The following is an 18,333-nucleotide window of genomic DNA, read 5'->3' as shown; positions in this document are numbered from 1 at the left end:
CGGCGATGAGGATAGAGGCGCATTACCTGATCGAGACGCCGCTGGAGCCTGAGAAGGTGGCGGCGATCATGGCTGGCGAGCAATCGAGCGGCACTTTCGTCCGCGTCGCGGGAGAGACGGATGAACTGCGCGAGCGCGCCGCCGCCGAAGTGCTTTCGGTCGAGGAGCTGGAGCCTGTGGCACAACCGAGCCTCGCCAGCGCCTATCTCGAGCGCAAGGGCATTGCCGGTCCATACCGGCGGGCGAAGGTGAAAATCGCCTTTCCCACCGCCAATATCGGCGCCAACCTGCCGACACTTGCGGCGACGCTCGCCGGCAATCTCTATGATCTCGGAGAGGTGACGGGGCTACGGCTCACCGATGTTGCGCTGTCGGAGGCCTATCGCGCGCGTTTCGAGCGGCCGCGTCTTGGCGTCGATGGAACGCGCCGCCGGCTCAATGTCGAGGATCGTCCGTTCTTTGGCACCATTATCAAGCCGAATGTCGGCATGCGGGCATCCGAAATCGCCGATCTGGTGGGACTTCTCTGCGAGGCGGGGGTCGATCTCATCAAGGATGACGAGGTCTGCGCAGATCCGGACCATGCGCCTCTTGCCGAACGGGTGCCAGTGGTGATGCGCAAGGTCCGCGCCTATCGGGAAGCGAGTGGCCGTGACGTCATGGTGGCTTTCAACATCACAGACGAGACCGACGCCATGCGCCGGCACGCGGAGCTCGTGGAAAGGGAAGGGGGCGCTTGCGTGATGGCGAGCCTCAACTGGTGCGGCCTCTCGGCCCTGCAAAGTCTGCGCCGCGCTACCCCGCTCGCCCTGCATGGTCATCGCAACGGCTTCGGCGCCTTTGCGCGGCATCCTGCCCTGGGCATCGGCTTTGATGCCTATCAGGCTCTCTATCGTCTTGCCGGCATCGATCATTTGCATGTTCACGGCATCGGCGGCAAGTTCTCTGATTCCGCCGAGGAGGTGGCCTCCGCCGCCCGCCGCTGCCTGAAGCCGCTTGCCGCGGATGCGGTGGATGATGCGGATGCGGTGCTGCCTGTTTTCTCCTCCGGGCAATGGGCGGGCACGCTGCCCGTAACGCATCGGGCCGTCGGCTCGGCCGACTTCATGTTCCTGGCCGGCGGCGGCATTCTCGCCCATCCGGATGGGCCTGCCGCCGGGGTGAAGGGCCTCCGCCAGGCTTATGAAGCGATTGCCTCGGGCCTCTCGCTTGGTGAGGCGGCCAGGGACCGGCCGGAGCTGCGTCGCGCCCTTGGCTTCTTCGGAGGCTGATGGTGAGCGTCAACTATGTCTTCATCGGCGATGATTTCACCGGCGCATCCGATACGCTGGCGACGCTCGCCCGCGCTGGCCGGCGTGTGCGCCTGTTCCTCGCCCCGCCGGATCCCGGAGCCATTGCCAAGGAAAATCTGGACGCGATCGGCTTTGCCACCGAGTTTCGCGCACTTGCTCCGGATGCCATCGCCGCCGGGCTTGATGCGCTGGCGCCAGTGCTGAAGGTGCTTTCGCCACGTATTCTCCACTACAAGGTTTGCTCCACATTCGATTCCAGCCCTGATATCGGCAGCATCGGAAGGGCGGTCAGTGTCCTTGAGCATCATCTGGCTCCCGCACTCGTGGCGGTCGTCGGCGGTCAGCCGAGCCTCGGCCGCTATTGTGCTTTTGGCAATCTCTTCGCCCGTGGCCCGCACGGGCAGGTTCATCGGATAGACCGCCACCCGGTCATGCGCAATCATCCGGTCACACCGATGACGGAGGCGGATCTGCGCCACCACCTCGCAAAGCAGGGACTGGAAGACCTGAGACTCATAGCGCTGCCGGTGATAAAGGCGGCGCCGACAGCATTGGCGGCGCATCTGGAAGACCTGATGCGTGCGGGGGAGCGGCACATCCTATTCGACGCCTGCAGCCAGGCACATCTCGCCACGATCGGCAGCGCCTTGGTGCATTTCGGAAATGACGGCAGACCGTTGCTGGTCATCGGCGCGAGCAGCGTGGCGGAAGCTTTAACGGCAGGAGAGGCTCCGCGGGTCGCGCAATCATCGACGAGCAGAAAGAAGGGCAAGGACGGTCCTTGTCTCGTTATCGCCGGCAGCCGTTCCGAAATAACCGCCGCCCAGGTGCGGGCGGCCCTGGGTTTCAAGCGCATGCCGATCCGCCCGATGGACCTTTCGCACGAAACGATACGCCAGCGGTTTATTGCGCACTGTGTCGAGGCGCTCGCGGCGGGAGATAATGTTCTCGCTCATCTCGTCCCCGACGAGGATTATGGCCTGAACGGTGCCGATCTCGCGCGCAAACTGGCTAACCTCGCGGCGGCCATTCTCGACAGGCAGGCGGTGCGTGCCCTGGGCATTGCCGGCGGCGATACGTCGAGCATTCTCGTCCGCCGTCTCGGTTTCTCGAGCCTTGCCTTCGAAAATCAGCTCGATGACGGTGTTGCAATCTGCACCGCACGTTCCGCCGATCCCCAGCGTGATGGCACACGGCTGATGCTCAAGGGCGGGCAGGTAGGGTCTGAAACGGTCTTCGATCGGTTCATGACCACGACATAGAAGCCACATCTATCGAGCCATCGGGACGGCTCTGTCTTTTGCCGCATTGGTCCTGCCGTTCTGGATGTGCGCCATCTGGTTTTCAAAGACCGCCCGTTCCATCGGCGCTGCCAGGGATGCAGCGTAAGGTGTCGCGATATGGTGCCTGTCGCGGAAGGTCAGCTTGCCGTCGATCATCGCCTGGCATGTTGTCTCGCTGCAGAAGAGATCGGTCATGTCGACATAGCGTGCATTCTCGACGCGCGCGATGATTTCCCTCTCCGTCTTTGCATCCGCATCATCCATTGCTTCGGCGCGCGGCGTGTCGCAGACCGACGGCTCTCGTTTTTGCCACAGCGCGCGCGCGACACATTTGTCGATATAGGATTTATGGGTTGGGACATCACGGAGGTAGACGACGTCGATGCCGACATCGCTGAGTTCCTCCGCCGTCGATGTTATGCCCTCGGCCCATTGCTGCTTGCGAAGCGGATATTCGGAGGGGTCGCTGATTTCCTCGTCCAAGTGACTGATCGAAAGCTGCGAGACGATGACCATTTGCGGCTTCATCGCGATGATCTCCTTTATCGCCTGCTCCCGCCAATCATCGCACTCCGTATAATCGCGTCTGAGCTTGATATTGTATGTCGTCATCCGTGTCGCGCGGCAGGAGGACTTCATATAGGTGATGAGGCGGAAGCCCTCCTTCTTGGCGATCTCGATCAGCGGTGTCGACCAGTGATCCGCATGGGAATCCCCGAAGAGGACGACGGTCTTATCCGACATGGATGCCCCGAACACGCAAGGCCTCGGCTTGACCGTCTCGAGATCGGCGACACAGCTTTCATCGGTCTGCCGTACGCTTGATGAGCGTTCGGCGCTTGTAGCGATCAGCTGCTGTTCAGGATTGAAATTACGGCCCGCGAATTTGGCGTTGCCATAGGCCAATGCAGCGCCGCTCACGGTGAGGATCGCGGCGAGCCCGATGGAACGGCCGGTGCCGGCGACGAGCCAGGCATTCCTGCGGATGGGGTTTTCGACGAGGTGATAGCTGATGATCGATAGAACGAAGGTCAATGCCAGGCATGCGAGGCGCTGCACGATGCTCATGTCGGGCATCAGCATCGCTGCATAAACGATCACCGGCCAATGCCAGAGATAGAGGGAATAGGAGAGTTTTCCCGTCCACTGAAAGGGCGCCATCGCGAGAATATTCTTTGGCGCCACGCGGCTTTCGCGCATGCCGCTCAGAAGCACCATCACCGTTCCCATTGCCGGTGCCAGCGCGATGAAACCGGGGAAGGGGTCTTCTTCCGAAACCGTCAGGTAGGTTCCCAGGATCAGGGCAAGGCCGGCCCAGCCCAGTAGAGGCGAGATGGCGGAACGCTTCGCCCAGCTCTCCGACAACGTCATTGCCGCAAGGCCGCCGAGCGCGAATTCCCAGGCACGGAACGGTGAGAAATAGAAGGCCCAAGGTTGCGAGACGTCCGTAAGCCAAGCGCAAGCTGCGAAGGAAATGGCGGCGATGCCGGCCATCATGATGAAGAGACTGCGCCTGTCAGCCCGCACCCGGACGAGGAGCAGGAGGAGCGCCGGCCAGACCAGATAGAACTGCTCCTCGACCGACAGTGACCAGAAATGGATGAAGGGATTGTTGCTTGCATCCGGGGCGAAATAGTCGAGAGACCAGCGGATCAGCCACAGATTGATGACGTAGGTGGAAGCAAACAACGCGCCTTTCGAATAAAGCTGCTGCTCCGACGGCGCCAGAATGAAATAGCCGGCGAACAGTGTAACCAGAATGACGAAGATGGACGCGGGGAGCAGTCGACGGGCACGCCTGGCATAAAAGGTCAGGAGATCGACCGTGCCGCGCCGGTCTATCTCCTGGAGGAGATGCTTTGTGATGAGATAGCCCGAGATGACGAAAAAGACGTCGACCCCGACAAAGCCGCCCGGCAGGTCGGTGACGCCGAAATGGAAGGCGATCACCCCCAGAACCGCGAGGGCGCGCAATCCTTCGATGTCGGGGCGAAAAGATTTCGGTTCGGCGATGATGGCGCTCATGCGATCGTCGACCTCTCAATTGGTGGCAAGCCCGCCCTTGAGGAAGCCAACCATAGGCAGCGTCGTGCTGCAATGCAACAAAGCGGCGCCGGAGCAGTCGCCAGTTGGGAACACGAATTGCTATCGGTCGATCGAATATGTGATCCGGTTAATGTATTGACAGAGATTGATTATTGCCCTGATCGGTCCGGATGCAGTATGTCGGCCCGCCATATCCGCGAAATTCATCAGATGATAACAAAAAACCATGCCCTCCTACAGAAGAGATATTTCGGAGAGATCGCCGGCATGGCCCACGCTGGCAAAGCATTTCGCTTTTGGTCTTGCGATCGCCTCGTCTGTTCAGGCCGTCATCGATCTTTTCTATTGGTATACCGCTCAATGGTTTTTCATTGGCAGCGAACGTTTTCTCGCGGGAGACGCATTGGCTCCCATGGATAGTTTCGTTGAATCCCTGATCATAATGACGGCGATAACTGCCGCCACGGCTTTCCTTCCGGCATTGGCGTTAACGGCGTTTTGCCGTTGGCGAGGGATTCCCGGGCCGGCCGCCTATGTCATAGGTGGAGCATTGACAGGCGTGATGGCAGTTCTCGTGACAGTTTCGGATCCCTTTCATCAGGCCGCCGCCGTTTATGCGGCGGGATTGGGGATCAGTGGCGCAGCCAGTGGTTATATCTTCTGGCGTGCGTCGCTTCACGGCATAAACAATTCTGAGGGCGCGTGCCTGTAACCAGTCGACATATGTCAAAGATTGTCACGACCGAGATTTGGACAGGTCATTATTCTCCCGCTGGCAGGCGGTTGTCCAGCTTCATGGTTCCGCGGTAGACCGCATCGGAGGTCTTTTCTGCGGGATCGTCGAGCAGGATGCGTTCCGCAGCCCCGTCGAGATCGTCATATTGGCCGTTTTTCAGCGACCAGAGGAACGCCACCAGGCCGAGAACTCCGAGAAAAAGCGCGATGGGGATCAGGACAACGAGATTGGTCATTTGGAAGACCTTTGCAACATATGTCCCGCAAAAATCGCAGCCAGCCCAGCCAAAGCTGTCGCGCCCTTCTGGGGCGCCGCCTTCACCCTGAGCCGCATGGCATTGGCGACCACGATGATCGATGAGAACGACATGGCGAGCGCGGCGACGAGCGGCGTCACATAACCCATGACCGCGATCGGCACGGCGAGAAAATTATAACCGATGGCGAGAACGAAATTCTGCCGGATGAGCGTCTTCGCCTGACGCGAGACTTCCATGGCGAACGGTACGGCGCCGAGACTCTCCCGCAGGAAGACAAAATCGGCGGCGTTGCGCCCGATATCGGCGGCGGTCGCCGGCGCCATGGAGACGTGCGCCGCTGCCAGGGCGGGCGCGTCGTTGAGCCCATCACCGACCATCAGTACCTTGTGGCCATGCTGCGCGAGGGTTGCGATGCGCGTTACCTTCTCGCCCGGGAGGGCGCCTGCAGTGAAGGCCGGGACGCCGAGCCGGGTGGCGAGTTCAGCGGCCGCGTCATAGCGGTCGCCCGAAATGATTTCGATATCGATGCCGCTGTTCTTGAGCTCGGCCACCGTCTCGGCCGCGTCTTTGCGCACCCGGTCGTCGAAGCGGAAGGCCGCCACGATGCGGCCGTTCAGGGAAAGAACGGTTTCCGGTCCGCCATGGGGCGCATCGGCCGCGCCAGCGTTACCTTCCGCCGCCCACTCACGCCGTCCGAGCCGCCAGGTCGCATCGCCCGAAACGGCCACCAGGCCGCAGCCCGGCACTTCCTTGAAATGTTCGAACCGCGCGGCCTTGCTCCTGATCCCCTTCGCCGCCTGTGCCAATGCCTTTGCCAGCGGGTGGCTGGAGTAAGAGGCTATCAGGGCCGCCTGCGCCAGCATTTCGGGATCGACATCGTGCGAATTCGTCAATTGCGGCTGGCCGAGGGTCAGCGTTCCCGTCTTGTCGAAGACGATCGTGTCGGCATCCGCCAAACGTTCCAGTCCGGAACCGTCCTTGACCATGATGCCGTTCTCGAAAAGCCTGCGGGCCGCCATGACTTGCACCATCGGCACGGCGAGCCCCAGCGCGCACGGGCAGGTGATGATGAGAACGGCGATGGCAATGAAGATGGCGCGGTACCAGTCGCCCGTGGTCACGATCCAGCCAAGCGCGGAGAGAAAGGCGATGATGTGCACGACAGGCGAATAGATCTGGGAGGCACGGTCCGCGATACGCCGATAGCGGGCCCTCCCGCCCTCGGCGGCCTCCATCAGTCGTACCATGTCGGCGAGGAAGGATTCATTCGCCGTCGCAATTGCTGAAAGCGTCAGCGGAGCGGTCAGATTGAGCATTCCCGCCCGGATGATCGAGCCCTGGTGGACCGCCTGCGGTGCGCTTTCGCCCGATACGATGGAGCAGTCGAGCTCGGATGAGCCTTCCTCGACGCGGGCATCCACCGGAGATCGCTCGCCGGTCGTCAGAATGAGCCTAGTGCCCTCCCTGATTTCTGAAATGGGCCTGTATTCCCGTTCCCCGGTTTCCGTGACGATGAGCGCTCCGCGCGGCACGAGCCGCGACAGGCCAACGACGGCGGAGCGTGCCCGCTCGCGCATCATATGATCGAGCGTGCGGCCGATGAGCAGAAAGAAGAGCAGCGAGACCGAAGCGTCGAAATAAGCATGCCTGCCATGGTTGATGGTCTCGTAGAGGCTCATCGCGAAGGCGAGCGTCACGGCGAGCGAGATCGGCACATCCATGTTCATGTGCCCGCCGCGCAGCGCACCCCAGGCCGAGCGGAAGAAGACACGGCCCGAATAGACGAGGGCGGGGGCCGCGATCATGGCCGATATCCAGTGGAACATATCGCGGGTCGCCGCTTCCGCGCCCGACCATACCGACACCGACATAAGCATGATATTGCTCGCGGCGAAACCCGCCACCGCCAGCGCCCGGATGAGTTCCGAAAAAGTCTTGTCCTCTCCCGCATCGTTATCAAAAAGGTGGGACGCATAGCCGAGCTTGCGGAGCGTGGCGGCGACCGGTGGTGGCGCTTTGTCCTCACGCCAGCGCACCATGAGCCGTTTCGTCGAGAGGTTGACGCGCGCGCTCTCCACATTATCGAGCTTGGCCATCGCCTGTTCGATGGTCTGGATGCATGCGCCGCAATGGACGTCCGGGACGGAGAGGTCGATCTGGCGCAGTCCGTTGCCAAGTGCGCGGCTTGCGAGCAGAAGCTCTTCCGAAGAAGGTCCCTCGCCCAGAACGGCGTTCGGTTCGAGGCCAGGCGCGCAGCAGCTCATTGCAGGGTTCCATTCGTGATATGGTGGCGCGAGATATCGTGGTAAGGTGCCCGACCGGAGATCCCGGCCTCGACGTCGATGATCCAGATCCCGTCCCGCACGGCGACCGGAGTGGAAAAAGCGTTGCCATGGGGCTGGAGTTCCACCGTCATGTCCTCGGCTTCATAGGCCGGGCGCCGCAGCGTTACCTTCACGCTCGTCAGCGTCACCGGCGCGCCCTCGGCATTGGCCAGGCTGTAGCTGAGCCTGCCGTCTCGGTAGGTGACGGTGCCGCGCCAGCCAAGCGCGGATTGGGCCCGGCCAAGTGCCGCCTTCTCGTTGAATTCCTGGCTTGCGACATAGGAGTTCTTGACGACAAGGCCGGTCCAGCTCGTATTCGCATAGACGGCCATGGTCACGTTGACGGCAATGATCGTCCCGAAAAACAGGGCAAGCACAATCAACATGTGGCGGCCGGTGAATTCACGAGGGGCAGAACTCGACATCACTTCTTCTCCGGTGCACTGAAGGTGGTTTTGTAGACGGCGCTCTCCATGCCGTCCTTATCGACGACATGAAACTCGAACGGGGTAATTTCCTCGTCGAGCGAGCCGGCAGGCACCGCCACGAAGACCTTGAAGGTGCGGACGCGATCGGGCTCGGCCTCGACCGAGACCTTCCCGTCGGAAGCCTCCGCGATATCCGGAGCGGACATGGTCGCATCCGGCAATCCGTCGATCGACATGGTGAACGCGCGAGGCTCCGGGATCATGTTGAGGATCTTGACCGTGTAGCCGTTGCGGATCGAGCCGTCGGATAGCGTTACAAACTGCGGATTGCGATCGTGGAGGACGTTGAGTTCCAGCCGTCCTCTGCTCATCAGCATGGTGAGAATGCCGATGCCGACGAGGACCCAGAGTGAGAAATAGACTGCGGTACGCGGCCGGAAGATGTGACCCAGGCGGAAATTCTTCACCTCTTCCGTCAGCTTGCCCTCGGCTGTGCGGACAAGAGCCGGGTTGATCGGCTTCGTCCCGCCGACGGTGGCAATGTCCATGTTGTGCTGGTAGTCGAGAAGCGTCGTGTAGGAGATCAGGCCGCGCTCCTTGCCGAGCTTGTCCATAACGCCGTCGCAGGCGTCGATGCACAGCGCGCAGGTGATGCATTCAAGCTGCTGGCCGTCGCGAATGTCGATACCCTGTGGACAGACAGCAACGCAGGCGTTGCAATCAACGCAATCGCCAACCAGCTTTCCAGCCGCGACGCTCTTCTTGGCACCTCTTGAACGGGGCTCGCCGCGCCAGGCGTTGTAGGTGACGGTGAGCGAATCCTCATCGAGCATCGCCGCCTGAATGCGTGGCCACGGGCACATATAGGTGCACACCTGCTCCCGCATGAAGCCGCCGAAGACATAGGTGGTGAAAGTCAGGATCACGACGGTGAAATATGCGATGGGCGCGGCCTGTCCGAGGGTGAAATCCCTGGCGAGGGTCGGCGCATCGGCGAAATAGAAAATCCACGCACCGCCGGTGAAAAAGCCGATGGCGATCCAGATCAGGTGCTTGACGAGCTTCTTGGTGATCTTGTCCAACGTCCAGGGCGTCTGGTCGAGCTTGATACGTGCGTTACGGTCGCCCTCGACGGCACGTTCGACCACGAGGAAAAGGTCCACCCAAACGGTCTGTGGGCAGGTATAACCGCACCATGCGCGCCCGGCCACGGAGGTGATGAGGAACAGCCCGGCGCCCGCCATCACGAGGAGGCCGGCGATCAGGATGAATTCCTGTGGCCAGATCTCAATGGAGAAAAAATAGAAGCGCCGGTTGGCGATATCGACCAGGATGGCCTGGTCGGGAGCATAGGGACCCCGATCCCACCGTATCCACGGCGTCAGGTAATAGATGCCCAGCGTGATGGCCATCACCAGCCATTTGAACTGCCGGAATGCGCCGGATGCCCTTTTCGGATGGATCTTCTTTCGGGCAGCATAGAGCGGCTGCCGGACCTTGGCCGAGTTGACAGCCTCGGCGTCGACCCGTTCGATCGCTTCGTTCCCGCTTTCTTGCACTTCTCGCACGTTGACCGTCACGGTCCGTTCCATTCTTCCGCTAAATTGCCCTGCCGGCCAAAATTCCGCCGGCAGGGCCCAGTTTCGTGAGTTTGCGCTTCCGGTCGGTCCGGCTACTGTCCGGCCGCCACCGTCTGCCCCCCGCCGAGCGAGTGGACGTAGACAGCCAGTTCCTTGACCGTGGTGTTGCCAAGACGCGCGCCCCAGGCCGGCATCACGCCGTTCCTTGGATGCATCATCTGCTGCACGACGGCATTTTCGCCCGAACCATAGAGCCAGATCGCGTCCGCAAGATCGGGGGCGCCCAGATCCTTGACGGCTTCGGCATCGACGCCCTTCGCCGCCTTGGCGTCGCTGCCATGGCACGAGGCACAGTTCTCGGCGAACAGGGTCGCGCCGGCCTCGACCTTGTCCGGGAACTTCGGAGTACCGGAGAGGCTGACAACATAGGCGGCGACATCCGCCATCTGGTCGGGTGTCAGGACGCCATCGAAGGAGGGCATTTCCGACTGCCGGGTTTCCTCGTCCGCCGCATAGCGGACGCCATGGTTGATCGTGGTGTAGATCGACTCGATATCACCGCCCCACAGCCAGTCGTCATCGTTCAGGTTCGGATAGCCCGCGCTGCCTTGCGCGCCGGAACCGTGACACTGGACGCAATTGACCTTGAATGCGGCGGCGCCGGCGGAGATTGCAAACTGCTTGAGCACGGGATTGGCGACGATCTGCGCCACGTCCTCGCTCCTGACCGCCTCCACGAGGCTGCCGCGGGCGGCCTCGGCCGTTGCAAGTTCGTCGCGCACCTCGGCTCGGCTGGAATAACCGAGATATCCCCCGGTGGCGCTGGTCAGCATCGGCCAGGCTGGATACATAATCGTATATCCGATGGCCCAGATGATGGTGGCGTAGAACGTCCACAGCCACCAGCGGGGTAGGGGATTGTTCAGTTCCTGGATGCCGTCCCAGAAATGGCCGGTCGTCTCGACGCCGGTTTTTTCATCGATACGTTTTCCATCGATATGTCTTGCATCGTCCATTTTGTTTCAGTCCTCTTTCAACGGGACGCGCGCAGCATCGTCTGCCAGCTTCCGGCTGCCTGGGCGGAAGGTGAAAAGGACGGCCCCCACGAAGAAAATCACCATGGCGAGCAGGCCCCAGCTGTCGGCGAATTGGCGCATTATGTGATAATCCATGGCGCCCTCCCTCAACGGTAACCGGCGGCTTCGTCATAGGTCGAGAAATCGACCAGCGTGCCGAGCATCTGGAGGTAGGCAACGAGCGCATCCATTTCGGTTACGGCCTTTGGATTGCCGTCGAAATCGCCTACGACCGCTTTCGGATAGCGTGCCTGCAAGTCGGAGGTATCCGCGTCGGGATTCGCCTGCGCCTTGAGATCCGCCTCGGCGTTGGCCAGCATTTCATCGCTATAGGGCACGCCGACCTTCACATTGGCCACGAGATTGGCCTGGATGTTCTTGATGTCGAGCGGCGCGCTCTTCAGGAAGGCATAGCTCGGCATGATCGATTCCGGCACGACGGAGCGCGGATCGGCCAGGTGCTGGACATGCCATTCGTTGGAATAGCGGCCGCCGACGCGCGCGAGGTCCGGTCCTGTGCGCTTGGACCCCCACTGGAAAGGATGGTCGTACATGGATTCAGCCGCCAGGCTGTAATTTCCGTAACGCTCGACCTCATCGCGGAAGGGGCGGATCATCTGGCTGTGGCAGGTATAACAACCCTCACGGATGTAGATGTTGCGCCCGGTGAGCTCCAGCGGTGTATACGGCCGCATTCCCTCTACCTTTTCGATCGTGTTCTCCAAATAGAACAAGGGGGCGATTTCGACGATGCCGCCGACCGTGACGACCAGGAGCGATCCGACAAGAAGCAGGGTCGCGTTCTTTTCAAGTATCTGGTGTTTGTCTAGAAGACTCACGGTTTTATTCCTTATTCTGCAGGTTGAACGGCCATGCTGGTTGCGATCGGCCGTTCGGCGCGCTCGCGTCCAGCGATGGTCATTGCCAGGTTCCAGGCCATGATGAGCGCTCCGGAGAGATAGAGGAGACCGCCGAAGGCACGCATGATGTAATAGGGTTTCATCACGGCGACGGATTCGGCGAACGAGTAGACCAGGAAGCCCTGTTCATCGTATTCGCGCCACATCAAGCCCTGCTGGATGCCCGCCACCCACATGACTGCGGCGTAGACCACGATGCCGAGCGTCGCCAGCCAGAAGTGCCAGTTTATGAGGCGGAGCGAATAGAGCCGTTCGCGGCCCCAGAGCTTCGGCACCAGATAGTAGAGGGCGCCGAAGGAGATCATGCCGACCCAGCCGAGCGCGCCCGAATGGACGTGGCCGATAGTCCAGTCCGTATAATGCGACAGCGAGTTGACGGCCTTGATCGACATCATCGGGCCCTCGAAGGTCGACATGCCGTAGAAGGCGATCGAAATCACCATCATGCGGATGATCGGATCCGTGCGCAGCTTGTCCCAGGCGCCGGAGAGCGTCATCAGGCCATTGATCATACCGCCCCACGACGGCATCCACAGCATGATCGAGAACACCATGCCGAGCGTCTGCGCCCAGTCGGGAAGGGCGGTGTAGTGCAGGTGATGCGGGCCCGCCCAGATGTAGAGGAAGATCAGCGCCCAGAAGTGGATGATCGACAGGCGGTAGCTGTAGACCGGCCGCCCGGCCTGCTTGGGGACGAAATAATACATCATCCCGAGGAAGCCGGCGGTCAGGAAGAAGCCGACCGCATTATGCCCATACCACCATTGCGTCAGCGCATCCTGCACACCGGAAAAGGCCGAATAGCTCTTTGCGCCGAGCAATGATACCGGCATCGCCAGATTGTTGACGAGATGCAGCATCGCGATCGTCACGATGAAGGACAGGTAGAACCAGTTCGCGACGTAGATATGTGGTTCCTTGCGCTTGAAGATCGTACCGAGGAACACGATCAAATAGGCGACCCAGACAATGGTGAGCCAGACATCGACATACCATTCGGGCTCCGCATATTCGCGGCTCTGCGTGATGCCAAGCAGATAGCCGGTTGCCGCCATGACGATGAAAAACTGGTAGCCCCAGAAGACGAACCAGGCGAGATCGCCGCCGAAGAGCCACGCGCGCGAGGTGCGCTGGACGACATAGAAGGACGTGCAGATCAGTGCGTTACCGCCGAAGGCGAAGACCACCGCCGAGGTGTGCAGCGGGCGCAGCCGGCCGAAATTGAACCACGGTTCGATGTTGAGGTCGGGGAAGGCGAGCTGGGCTGCAACGACGACGCCGACGAGCAGACCGACAACAGCCCAGAACATCGTGGTGATCGCGCCATAGCGGATCACGTCATCCATATAGAAGGAGCTCTCGGCTTCCGCCTTGGTGGAAACGATCTGGGTGCGGCGCATCAGAAGAACCGTGCCCGCGAGCAGCGTAAAGAACGCCACCCACATATGCGCCTTGAAAAGATCGTCCTGGGCGAAAGCCGCGCCGAGCAACGCTAGGAACGCGGCTATGCTGAGAGCCACGATCTCAGTCGAATGCTTAAATGTGTAGTTCATGGATATGTCCCCAAGGCATGGCGGTTCGACACCCCCAATGAGCAAGATCACCGACAACGGTCGCGGTGTTCTCAACTGTTATCGATGAAAGGCCAGGATCGTTTGATCTGGATCAAAACGCGGTATCGCCATGATCGGCACGTTCCCGGAAATCACATCATCCCGCGCAATTCCTGGTTCAGATCGTGAGCGCATAAGATGAGAAGCCGAATACGATCGTTTCACGGGTACGGGCGCACGCAATGGCCCCGGGGAGAGGACGTGCTGTTCCGCGGCGAGCCGATGGAGGTCATGGCGAGGGTTCTGGAAGCGCAGTCGGTCCTCTGCGATCAGCTCGAGGCAGTTGCAGACTCGCTGCCGAATGCAGTGGATTCAGAGACTTGCTTCCGTCTCGCGGCTGTCATGAAGGTGCTTGTAACGGAAGCGCACCGTTTCAAGGAAGCCGTCGTTTACCCCTTGTTCGAGGCAAGATTCGCCGATCGCATCGAGATGCCCGCCATCATTGCGCGCTTGAGATCCGAGCACGCCGAGGACGAGACCTACGCCCAGGAACTGGCGGAGGCGCTCACGGCCGGCCGCCGGAACATGGTCGAGAATCCGGAAGCTATGGGATATATGTTGAGGGCGTTTTTCCGCGGACTGCGCCGTCAGGTTGCGTTCGAGCGTGAACAGTTGGGCGCCTATGTCGCACTTCAATAGTCGTGCGGAAGGGGAGGGATCAGATGCAGGCGCGGCATCGCAATTGCTTGATATCCGTGACGGTCACGGAACGGGGCGCCTCCATCAGAATCACGCCGTCCTTGCGCAGTTTCGATAGTTGGCGGCTGACGGTCTCGAGTGTCAGTCCAAGAAAATCAGCGATTTCGCCACGGGATAACGGCAAATCGAAACATATGCCGTCTTCGGCGCCCGGCGCCTCGGGATCGAAGTGCGTTGCTATCAGATAAAGGAAGCTCGCGACCTTCTCATCGGCCATCTTGCGGCCGAGCGTCATCATCCATTCCCGCGCTTCGTCGAGTTCCTTGAGGGTCTGGTCGAGGAGACGCTCGCGCAACTGCGGCGAACGATCGATCATCCGGTCTATGGCCGATTTGGGAAAGGAACAGATCGAAACCCGGGTGGCTGTCTGGGCATCGACGGTGCTCTGCGACCCGAGCGGGCGACCGACGAAATCGGGAGCAAACTGCAGGCCAACGATTTGCTGCCTTCCGTCATGGAGCGTCTTGGTCAGCTTGACGACGCCGGAAAGAAGATTGCAGTAGGCGGTGATCTCGGCACTGTCTCCGGCCAGTTCGGCACCCGTTTCAACCGTGCGTCTGGAGGAAAACCTGTTCAAATAGGCAAGTTCTTCAGGCTTGAGCGCACCGCAGACGCCACGATGTCGCGCCTCGCAAGCCTGACATACAGCCGGCACTTCCAAGGTGGCGACTTCCGCGAAAGGTTTCGCTACGGTCTCTGCGAGCGACAAGGATCAACTCCATAGCATTTGCAAAAACACATAGTTTTCCCAGCGGTGGAAAGCTAGTCGATATGACGGGGTGCGACAACGCGTGTAGGAGAGACCGACCGGGCTTGGTCCCGTATGCGTATCCCATTCATTGCGCTAACCGGTCTTCGGTCCAGCCCAGCGTTTTGAGATCGTCGACGCGCGCATCATCGTTTCCCGACAGGATGAATTCATCGATCTGGGGCGGCGGAACATTTGTTCCCGAAAGCATGGAATGGATCTGCCCGCGATGATGCTGGCCGTGCAGGAAAATATGCAGAAGCGTATCGGCGACCGTTTCGTTGATGACTTTCGTCGGCCAATGGATTTGGATCCTGCACGAGAGGTCTTGCGCCGTCAGGCTTTCGCAGAACGCAATCAACCAGTCGTCGACCTGTGCCCGTTCGTGCGCGAATTCGGCCGCTGATGCGCGGTTGCCGGCATCCGGCGGCCCGGGGCGTTCGCCACGCAGCGCGTCGATATAGAAGCGGTCGGCGTTGAGAAGATGGATCATTGTCTCCTTGATCGACGGAAAGAAGGAAGTTCGCGGCGCTTCCCATTCGCCGGCGTATAATGCCGCGCACGCGCGATCGAGCCGCACATTGGCGAGGCGGGCGTTACGGGCGAGCTGGCGGTATGGCCGCCCTGCGGGATCCACGGAAGCTGACATGCCGCTATCCTAAGACATTTGATGCTCACGTCGAGCGAAAGTCACACCTCCTCCCGCGTCTCTTCGATGAGGAAATCCACGAAGGCGCGGACCTTCGGCAGCACATATTGCCTGGAGGGATAGACGACGTAGACCGATGTTTCGTTGGGGGACCAGTCGTCGAGAACGGTCGTCAACCGACCTTGCGCGATGTCGTCCTTGACGTAAAGCCAGGGAATGAGGCTCACGCCGAAGCCTGCGAGGAGCGCGTCGCGAACGGCGAGACTGCTGGTCACCTTGTAGCGGCCGCGGACGGGCACTCGGACGGTGCGGTCCTCGCGCGTGAAATCCCATTCACTGGCATGACCCGACAGGGTGAACTGCAGGCAATTGTGGTTGCGGAGGTCCTCCGGTGTCCGGGGATGGCCAGCATGCTCGAAATAGGCCGGTGAGCCGCACACCACATGCGGTAGCGACATCAGTCTGCGCGCGATGAGGCTTGAATCCTCCAGCCCGTCACTTCCCCGGATCGCGAGGTCGAAACCCTCCTTGACGATGTCGACCCGGCGATCCTCCAATTGCAGGTCAAGCGTCAGATCCGGATAGCGGGCGAGAAAACCGACGATCGCACGGGACAGGCGGGTGAGCGTGAGCGTCATCGGCGCGCTGATGCGCAGAAGACCATGCGGCATCTGCTGGAGGGGACCCAGCGAGTGATCGGCCTCCGCAAGATCGTCGAGGATGCGGGCCACCTGCTCGAAATAGCGGGTGCCGGCTTCCGTCAGGCTCATCCGGCGCGTCGTGCGATTCAGGAGCCGCACATTCAGATGTACCTCGAGCTCGCCGATATTCTTGCTCACGGCCGCTGGCGACAGTCGCATATGCCTTGCCGCATCGGCAAAGGAGCCTCGCTCCACAACCTGACGGAATACTCTCAATGCCGTAAGCTGATCCATGATTATTCACCTGGAGTGATCAGTCTCCATACTGGATAGCGGATTATATAGTGAGGGGAAAGGAATTATCTCTGCCCGGACTGCGGGAGAACCCGCCCGAAACAAGCCGAAAGGGCAGATATCATGAAGAACGAGATCGTCTCCGCTATTGAAAATCGCGTCTCCACCAATCTGTTCGATCCCCTGAGATCCCTTGCAGAGGAGGAAATCCACGAACTCGCCCGTTTGGCCACGCGCGCGCCCACCGCATATAATCTGCAGAACTGGCGCTTCATCGCCGTCAGCACGCCTGAGGCGAAGGCGCGCCTACAGGCGACAGCCTATGGCCAGGCCAAGGTGGCGGACGCGGCTGTCACCTACATCATCTGTGGCCAGATGCCCTCGCATGAAGCGCTCGGAGAGCGGCTCAAGCCAGCGGTCGAGGCCGGCATCATGCCGGCGGCCGTCGCCCAGTCATGGACCGACGCGGTGAAACGGACCTATGCCGGCGATCCGCAGATGCGGCGTGACGAGGCGATCCGCACTGCTTCGCTTACCGGCGCCTTCCTGATGTTCGCCGCGGCGGCGCATGGTCTCGCCACAGGGCCGATGGTCGGGTTTGATCCGGCACTGGTCGTACGGGAGTTTGGGCTTGCAGCCGACGAAATCCCGGTCATGTTGATGGCTGTGGGGCATCCTGCCGAAGGAAACTGGCCGCAGAAGCCGAGGCTCCCGGTCTCCCGGGTCCTCGAAACGGTCTGAGTGCCGCAGCGTCGTCAAGCATTTCCTGAGGAAACACCAATGTCCCGAACTTCCGACCTTCTCCTGACGGCACTCGCCCCCTGCATCTGGGGCAGCACCTACATCGTGACGACCGAGCTCCTGCCACAGGGCTACCCCATCACCGTCGCCATGATACGGGCGTTGCCGGCGGGACTGCTGCTGCTCCTGCTTGTGCGGCAATGGCCGAAGGGCATCTGGCTCTTGCGCTCCTTCATTCTCGGTGCGCTCAATTTCTCCATCTTCCAGACGTTGCTCTTCGTCGCGGCCTACCGGCTACCCGGAGGCATAGCGGCGACGCTGGGGGCCATCCAGCCTCTGATCGTGATATTCCTCGCGAGCGCACTACTCGGTTCGGCCGTGCGTCTGACGTCCATCCTTGCCGCCCTGGCGGGCATGGCCGGCGTTGCCTTGCTGGTCCTGCGCAACGAGGCGGCGCTCGATCCGCTGGGCATTGCAGCCGCGCTCGGTGGTGCGGTATCGATGGCGCTTGGCGTGGTTCTCACCCGCAAGTGGCAGCCGCCGGTTTCTCCGCTCGGCTTCGCTGCCTGGCAGCTGACGGCGGGTGGCATTCTGCTTCTTCCCGTCATGCTGTGGTTCGAACCGGCATTGCCGGTGCCGACGCTCCCCAATGCGATGGGTTTCACCTATCTCGTGCTCTTCACCGCCATCACTTACATTCTCTGGTTCCGTGGCGTGGCGCGGCTTGAGCCGGCGGCGGTCTCTTCACTGGGCTTCTTGAGCCCGCTCACCGCAGTCCTTCTCGGCTGGGGTATCCTCGGTCAGGCCCTGAGCCCGATGCAGATATCAGGCGTGGCGGTCGTCATCGCCAGCGTCTGGCTGAGTCAGAGGGCAAGCCGGAGTGGCGCGCGCTCCAGCCTCGGATCGCAACAGCAAGTCGCACCTCGGGAAAGCGTATCGTCCTCGACCTGAGGAACGGGTTTTCCGAAGAAGGGGCGTCTTCTCGGAAACCTCCGCGCCTTGCA

General features: G+C 61.0%; 18 protein-coding genes. 6 read left to right on the top strand and 12 right to left on the bottom strand.

The window, feature by feature from the left end; all coding sequences use genetic code 11:
* The first annotated feature begins 5 nt into the window (after window positions 1–5).
* Window positions 6–1,271, top strand: coding sequence for a ribulose-bisphosphate carboxylase large subunit family protein (locus ATN84_RS23355; RefSeq protein WP_068884908.1), 1,266 nt, complete (start codon window positions 6–8; stop codon window positions 1,269–1,271).
* Window positions 1,271–2,554 (top strand): four-carbon acid sugar kinase family protein, encoded by a 1,284-nt coding sequence (locus ATN84_RS23350; protein ID WP_068884907.1) that lies wholly within the window; start codon window positions 1,271–1,273, stop codon window positions 2,552–2,554. The genes ATN84_RS23355 and ATN84_RS23350 overlap by 1 nt, the downstream gene beginning before the upstream one ends.
* Window positions 2,555–2,563: 9 nt before the next feature.
* Here ATN84_RS23350 and ATN84_RS23345 read toward each other — a convergent pair whose 3' ends face one another.
* Window positions 2,564–4,600, bottom strand: coding sequence for an acyltransferase family protein (locus tag ATN84_RS23345; protein WP_068884906.1), 2,037 nt, complete (start codon window positions 4,598–4,600; stop codon window positions 2,564–2,566).
* Window positions 4,601–4,847: 247 nt separating this feature from the next.
* Here ATN84_RS23345 and ATN84_RS23340 point away from each other — a divergent pair, with 247 nt between their 5' ends.
* On the top strand, window positions 4,848–5,333 hold the full coding sequence (locus ATN84_RS23340; RefSeq protein WP_068884905.1) for a hypothetical protein: 486 nt from the start codon (window positions 4,848–4,850) through the stop codon (window positions 5,331–5,333).
* A gap of 49 nt (window positions 5,334–5,382) precedes the next feature.
* Here the strand turns inward: ATN84_RS23340 and ccoS are convergent, their stop codons facing one another.
* The 8 genes from ccoS to ccoN form a co-directional block, all read right to left on the bottom strand.
* Window positions 5,383–5,592, bottom strand: coding sequence for a cbb3-type cytochrome oxidase assembly protein CcoS (gene ccoS, locus ATN84_RS23335; protein WP_068884904.1), 210 nt, complete (start codon window positions 5,590–5,592; stop codon window positions 5,383–5,385).
* A complete protein-coding gene (locus ATN84_RS23330) occupies window positions 5,589–7,880 on the bottom strand; it encodes a cation-translocating P-type ATPase (RefSeq protein ID WP_082766453.1) in 2,292 nt (763 codons plus the stop codon). The genes ccoS and ATN84_RS23330 overlap by 4 nt, the downstream gene beginning before the upstream one ends.
* Window positions 7,877–8,365: a FixH family protein gene (locus ATN84_RS23325; protein ID WP_068884903.1), complete on the bottom strand. Its 489-nt coding sequence runs from the start codon at window positions 8,363–8,365 to the stop codon at window positions 7,877–7,879. The genes ATN84_RS23330 and ATN84_RS23325 overlap by 4 nt, the downstream gene beginning before the upstream one ends.
* Window positions 8,365–9,960: a cytochrome c oxidase accessory protein CcoG gene (ccoG, locus tag ATN84_RS23320; protein ID WP_068884902.1), complete on the bottom strand. Its 1,596-nt coding sequence runs from the start codon at window positions 9,958–9,960 to the stop codon at window positions 8,365–8,367. Before ccoG ends, ATN84_RS23325 begins: the two co-directional genes overlap by 1 nt.
* Window positions 9,961–10,040: 80 nt before the next feature.
* Window positions 10,041–10,964: a cytochrome-c oxidase, cbb3-type subunit III gene (ccoP, locus tag ATN84_RS23315; protein WP_068884901.1), complete on the bottom strand. Its 924-nt coding sequence runs from the start codon at window positions 10,962–10,964 to the stop codon at window positions 10,041–10,043.
* A gap of 6 nt (window positions 10,965–10,970) precedes the next feature.
* On the bottom strand, window positions 10,971–11,120 hold the full coding sequence (locus ATN84_RS23310) for a CcoQ/FixQ family Cbb3-type cytochrome c oxidase assembly chaperone (RefSeq protein WP_068884900.1): 150 nt from the start codon (window positions 11,118–11,120) through the stop codon (window positions 10,971–10,973).
* An 11-nt stretch (window positions 11,121–11,131) separates the two neighbouring features.
* Entirely contained in the window at window positions 11,132–11,863 is a 732-nt protein-coding gene (gene ccoO / locus ATN84_RS23305; RefSeq protein WP_068884899.1) for a cytochrome-c oxidase, cbb3-type subunit II, read from the bottom strand.
* 11 nt (window positions 11,864–11,874) lie between these two features.
* Entirely contained in the window at window positions 11,875–13,497 is a 1,623-nt protein-coding gene (gene ccoN / locus ATN84_RS23300) for a cytochrome-c oxidase, cbb3-type subunit I (protein ID WP_068884898.1), read from the bottom strand.
* A gap of 261 nt (window positions 13,498–13,758) precedes the next feature.
* Here ccoN and ATN84_RS23295 point away from each other — a divergent pair, with 261 nt between their 5' ends.
* On the top strand, window positions 13,759–14,196 hold the full coding sequence (locus ATN84_RS23295; protein ID WP_068884897.1) for a hemerythrin domain-containing protein: 438 nt from the start codon (window positions 13,759–13,761) through the stop codon (window positions 14,194–14,196).
* Window positions 14,197–14,215: 19 nt separating this feature from the next.
* Here ATN84_RS23295 and ATN84_RS23290 read toward each other — a convergent pair whose 3' ends face one another.
* The 3 genes from ATN84_RS23290 to ATN84_RS23280 form a co-directional block, all read right to left on the bottom strand.
* Window positions 14,216–14,965: a Crp/Fnr family transcriptional regulator gene (locus ATN84_RS23290; protein ID WP_244491183.1), complete on the bottom strand. Its 750-nt coding sequence runs from the start codon at window positions 14,963–14,965 to the stop codon at window positions 14,216–14,218.
* Window positions 14,966–15,092: 127 nt separating this feature from the next.
* Window positions 15,093–15,653 carry a DinB family protein gene (locus tag ATN84_RS23285; RefSeq protein ID WP_068884896.1) on the bottom strand — a complete coding sequence of 187 codons (561 nt, stop codon included), beginning with the start codon at window positions 15,651–15,653 and terminating at the stop codon, window positions 15,093–15,095.
* A gap of 41 nt (window positions 15,654–15,694) precedes the next feature.
* Entirely contained in the window at window positions 15,695–16,588 is an 894-nt protein-coding gene (locus ATN84_RS23280) for a LysR family transcriptional regulator (RefSeq protein ID WP_068884895.1), read from the bottom strand.
* 123 nt (window positions 16,589–16,711) lie between these two features.
* Here ATN84_RS23280 and ATN84_RS23275 point away from each other — a divergent pair, with 123 nt between their 5' ends.
* Window positions 16,712–17,329, top strand: a complete 618-nt coding sequence (locus tag ATN84_RS23275) for a nitroreductase family protein (RefSeq protein WP_068884894.1) — start codon at window positions 16,712–16,714, stop codon at window positions 17,327–17,329.
* A 39-nt stretch (window positions 17,330–17,368) separates the two neighbouring features.
* On the top strand, window positions 17,369–18,280 hold the full coding sequence (locus ATN84_RS23270) for an EamA family transporter (protein WP_068884893.1): 912 nt from the start codon (window positions 17,369–17,371) through the stop codon (window positions 18,278–18,280).
* The last annotated feature ends 53 nt before the right edge of the window (window positions 18,281–18,333 follow it).

Origin of the sequence: Paramesorhizobium deserti, from assembly GCF_001558695.1 — a bacterium.
Classification (GTDB): Bacteria; Pseudomonadota; Alphaproteobacteria; order Rhizobiales; family Rhizobiaceae; genus Paramesorhizobium; species Paramesorhizobium deserti.
This window is presented reverse-complemented; position numbering and strand designations above follow the sequence as displayed.

Bases quoted from the DNA above. Each gene is read 5' to 3' on its own strand.
- ATN84_RS23355 (WP_068884908.1), top strand. From the start codon at position 6: ATGAGGATAGAGGCGCATTACCTGATCGAGACGCCGCTGGAGCCTGAG.
- ATN84_RS23350 (WP_068884907.1), top strand. From the start codon at position 1,271: ATGGTGAGCGTCAACTATGTCTTCATCGGCGATGATTTCACCGGCGCA.
- ATN84_RS23345 (WP_068884906.1), bottom strand. From the start codon at position 4,600: ATGAGCGCCATCATCGCCGAACCGAAATCTTTTCGCCCCGACATCGAA.
- ATN84_RS23340 (WP_068884905.1), top strand. From the start codon at position 4,848: ATGCCCTCCTACAGAAGAGATATTTCGGAGAGATCGCCGGCATGGCCC.
- ccoS (WP_068884904.1), bottom strand. From the start codon at position 5,592: ATGACCAATCTCGTTGTCCTGATCCCCATCGCGCTTTTTCTCGGAGTT.
- ATN84_RS23330 (WP_082766453.1), bottom strand. From the start codon at position 7,880: ATGAGCTGCTGCGCGCCTGGCCTCGAACCGAACGCCGTTCTGGGCGAG.
- ATN84_RS23325 (WP_068884903.1), bottom strand. From the start codon at position 8,365: ATGTCGAGTTCTGCCCCTCGTGAATTCACCGGCCGCCACATGTTGATT.
- ccoG (WP_068884902.1), bottom strand. From the start codon at position 9,960: ATGGAACGGACCGTGACGGTCAACGTGCGAGAAGTGCAAGAAAGCGGG.
- ccoP (WP_068884901.1), bottom strand. From the start codon at position 10,964: ATGGACGATGCAAGACATATCGATGGAAAACGTATCGATGAAAAAACC.
- ATN84_RS23310 (WP_068884900.1), bottom strand. From the start codon at position 11,120: ATGGATTATCACATAATGCGCCAATTCGCCGACAGCTGGGGCCTGCTC.
- ccoN (WP_068884898.1), bottom strand. From the start codon at position 13,497: ATGAACTACACATTTAAGCATTCGACTGAGATCGTGGCTCTCAGCATA.
- ATN84_RS23285 (WP_068884896.1), bottom strand. From the start codon at position 15,653: ATGTCAGCTTCCGTGGATCCCGCAGGGCGGCCATACCGCCAGCTCGCC.
- ATN84_RS23280 (WP_068884895.1), bottom strand. From the start codon at position 16,588: ATGGATCAGCTTACGGCATTGAGAGTATTCCGTCAGGTTGTGGAGCGA.
- ATN84_RS23275 (WP_068884894.1), top strand. From the start codon at position 16,712: ATGAAGAACGAGATCGTCTCCGCTATTGAAAATCGCGTCTCCACCAAT.
- ATN84_RS23270 (WP_068884893.1), top strand. From the start codon at position 17,369: ATGTCCCGAACTTCCGACCTTCTCCTGACGGCACTCGCCCCCTGCATC.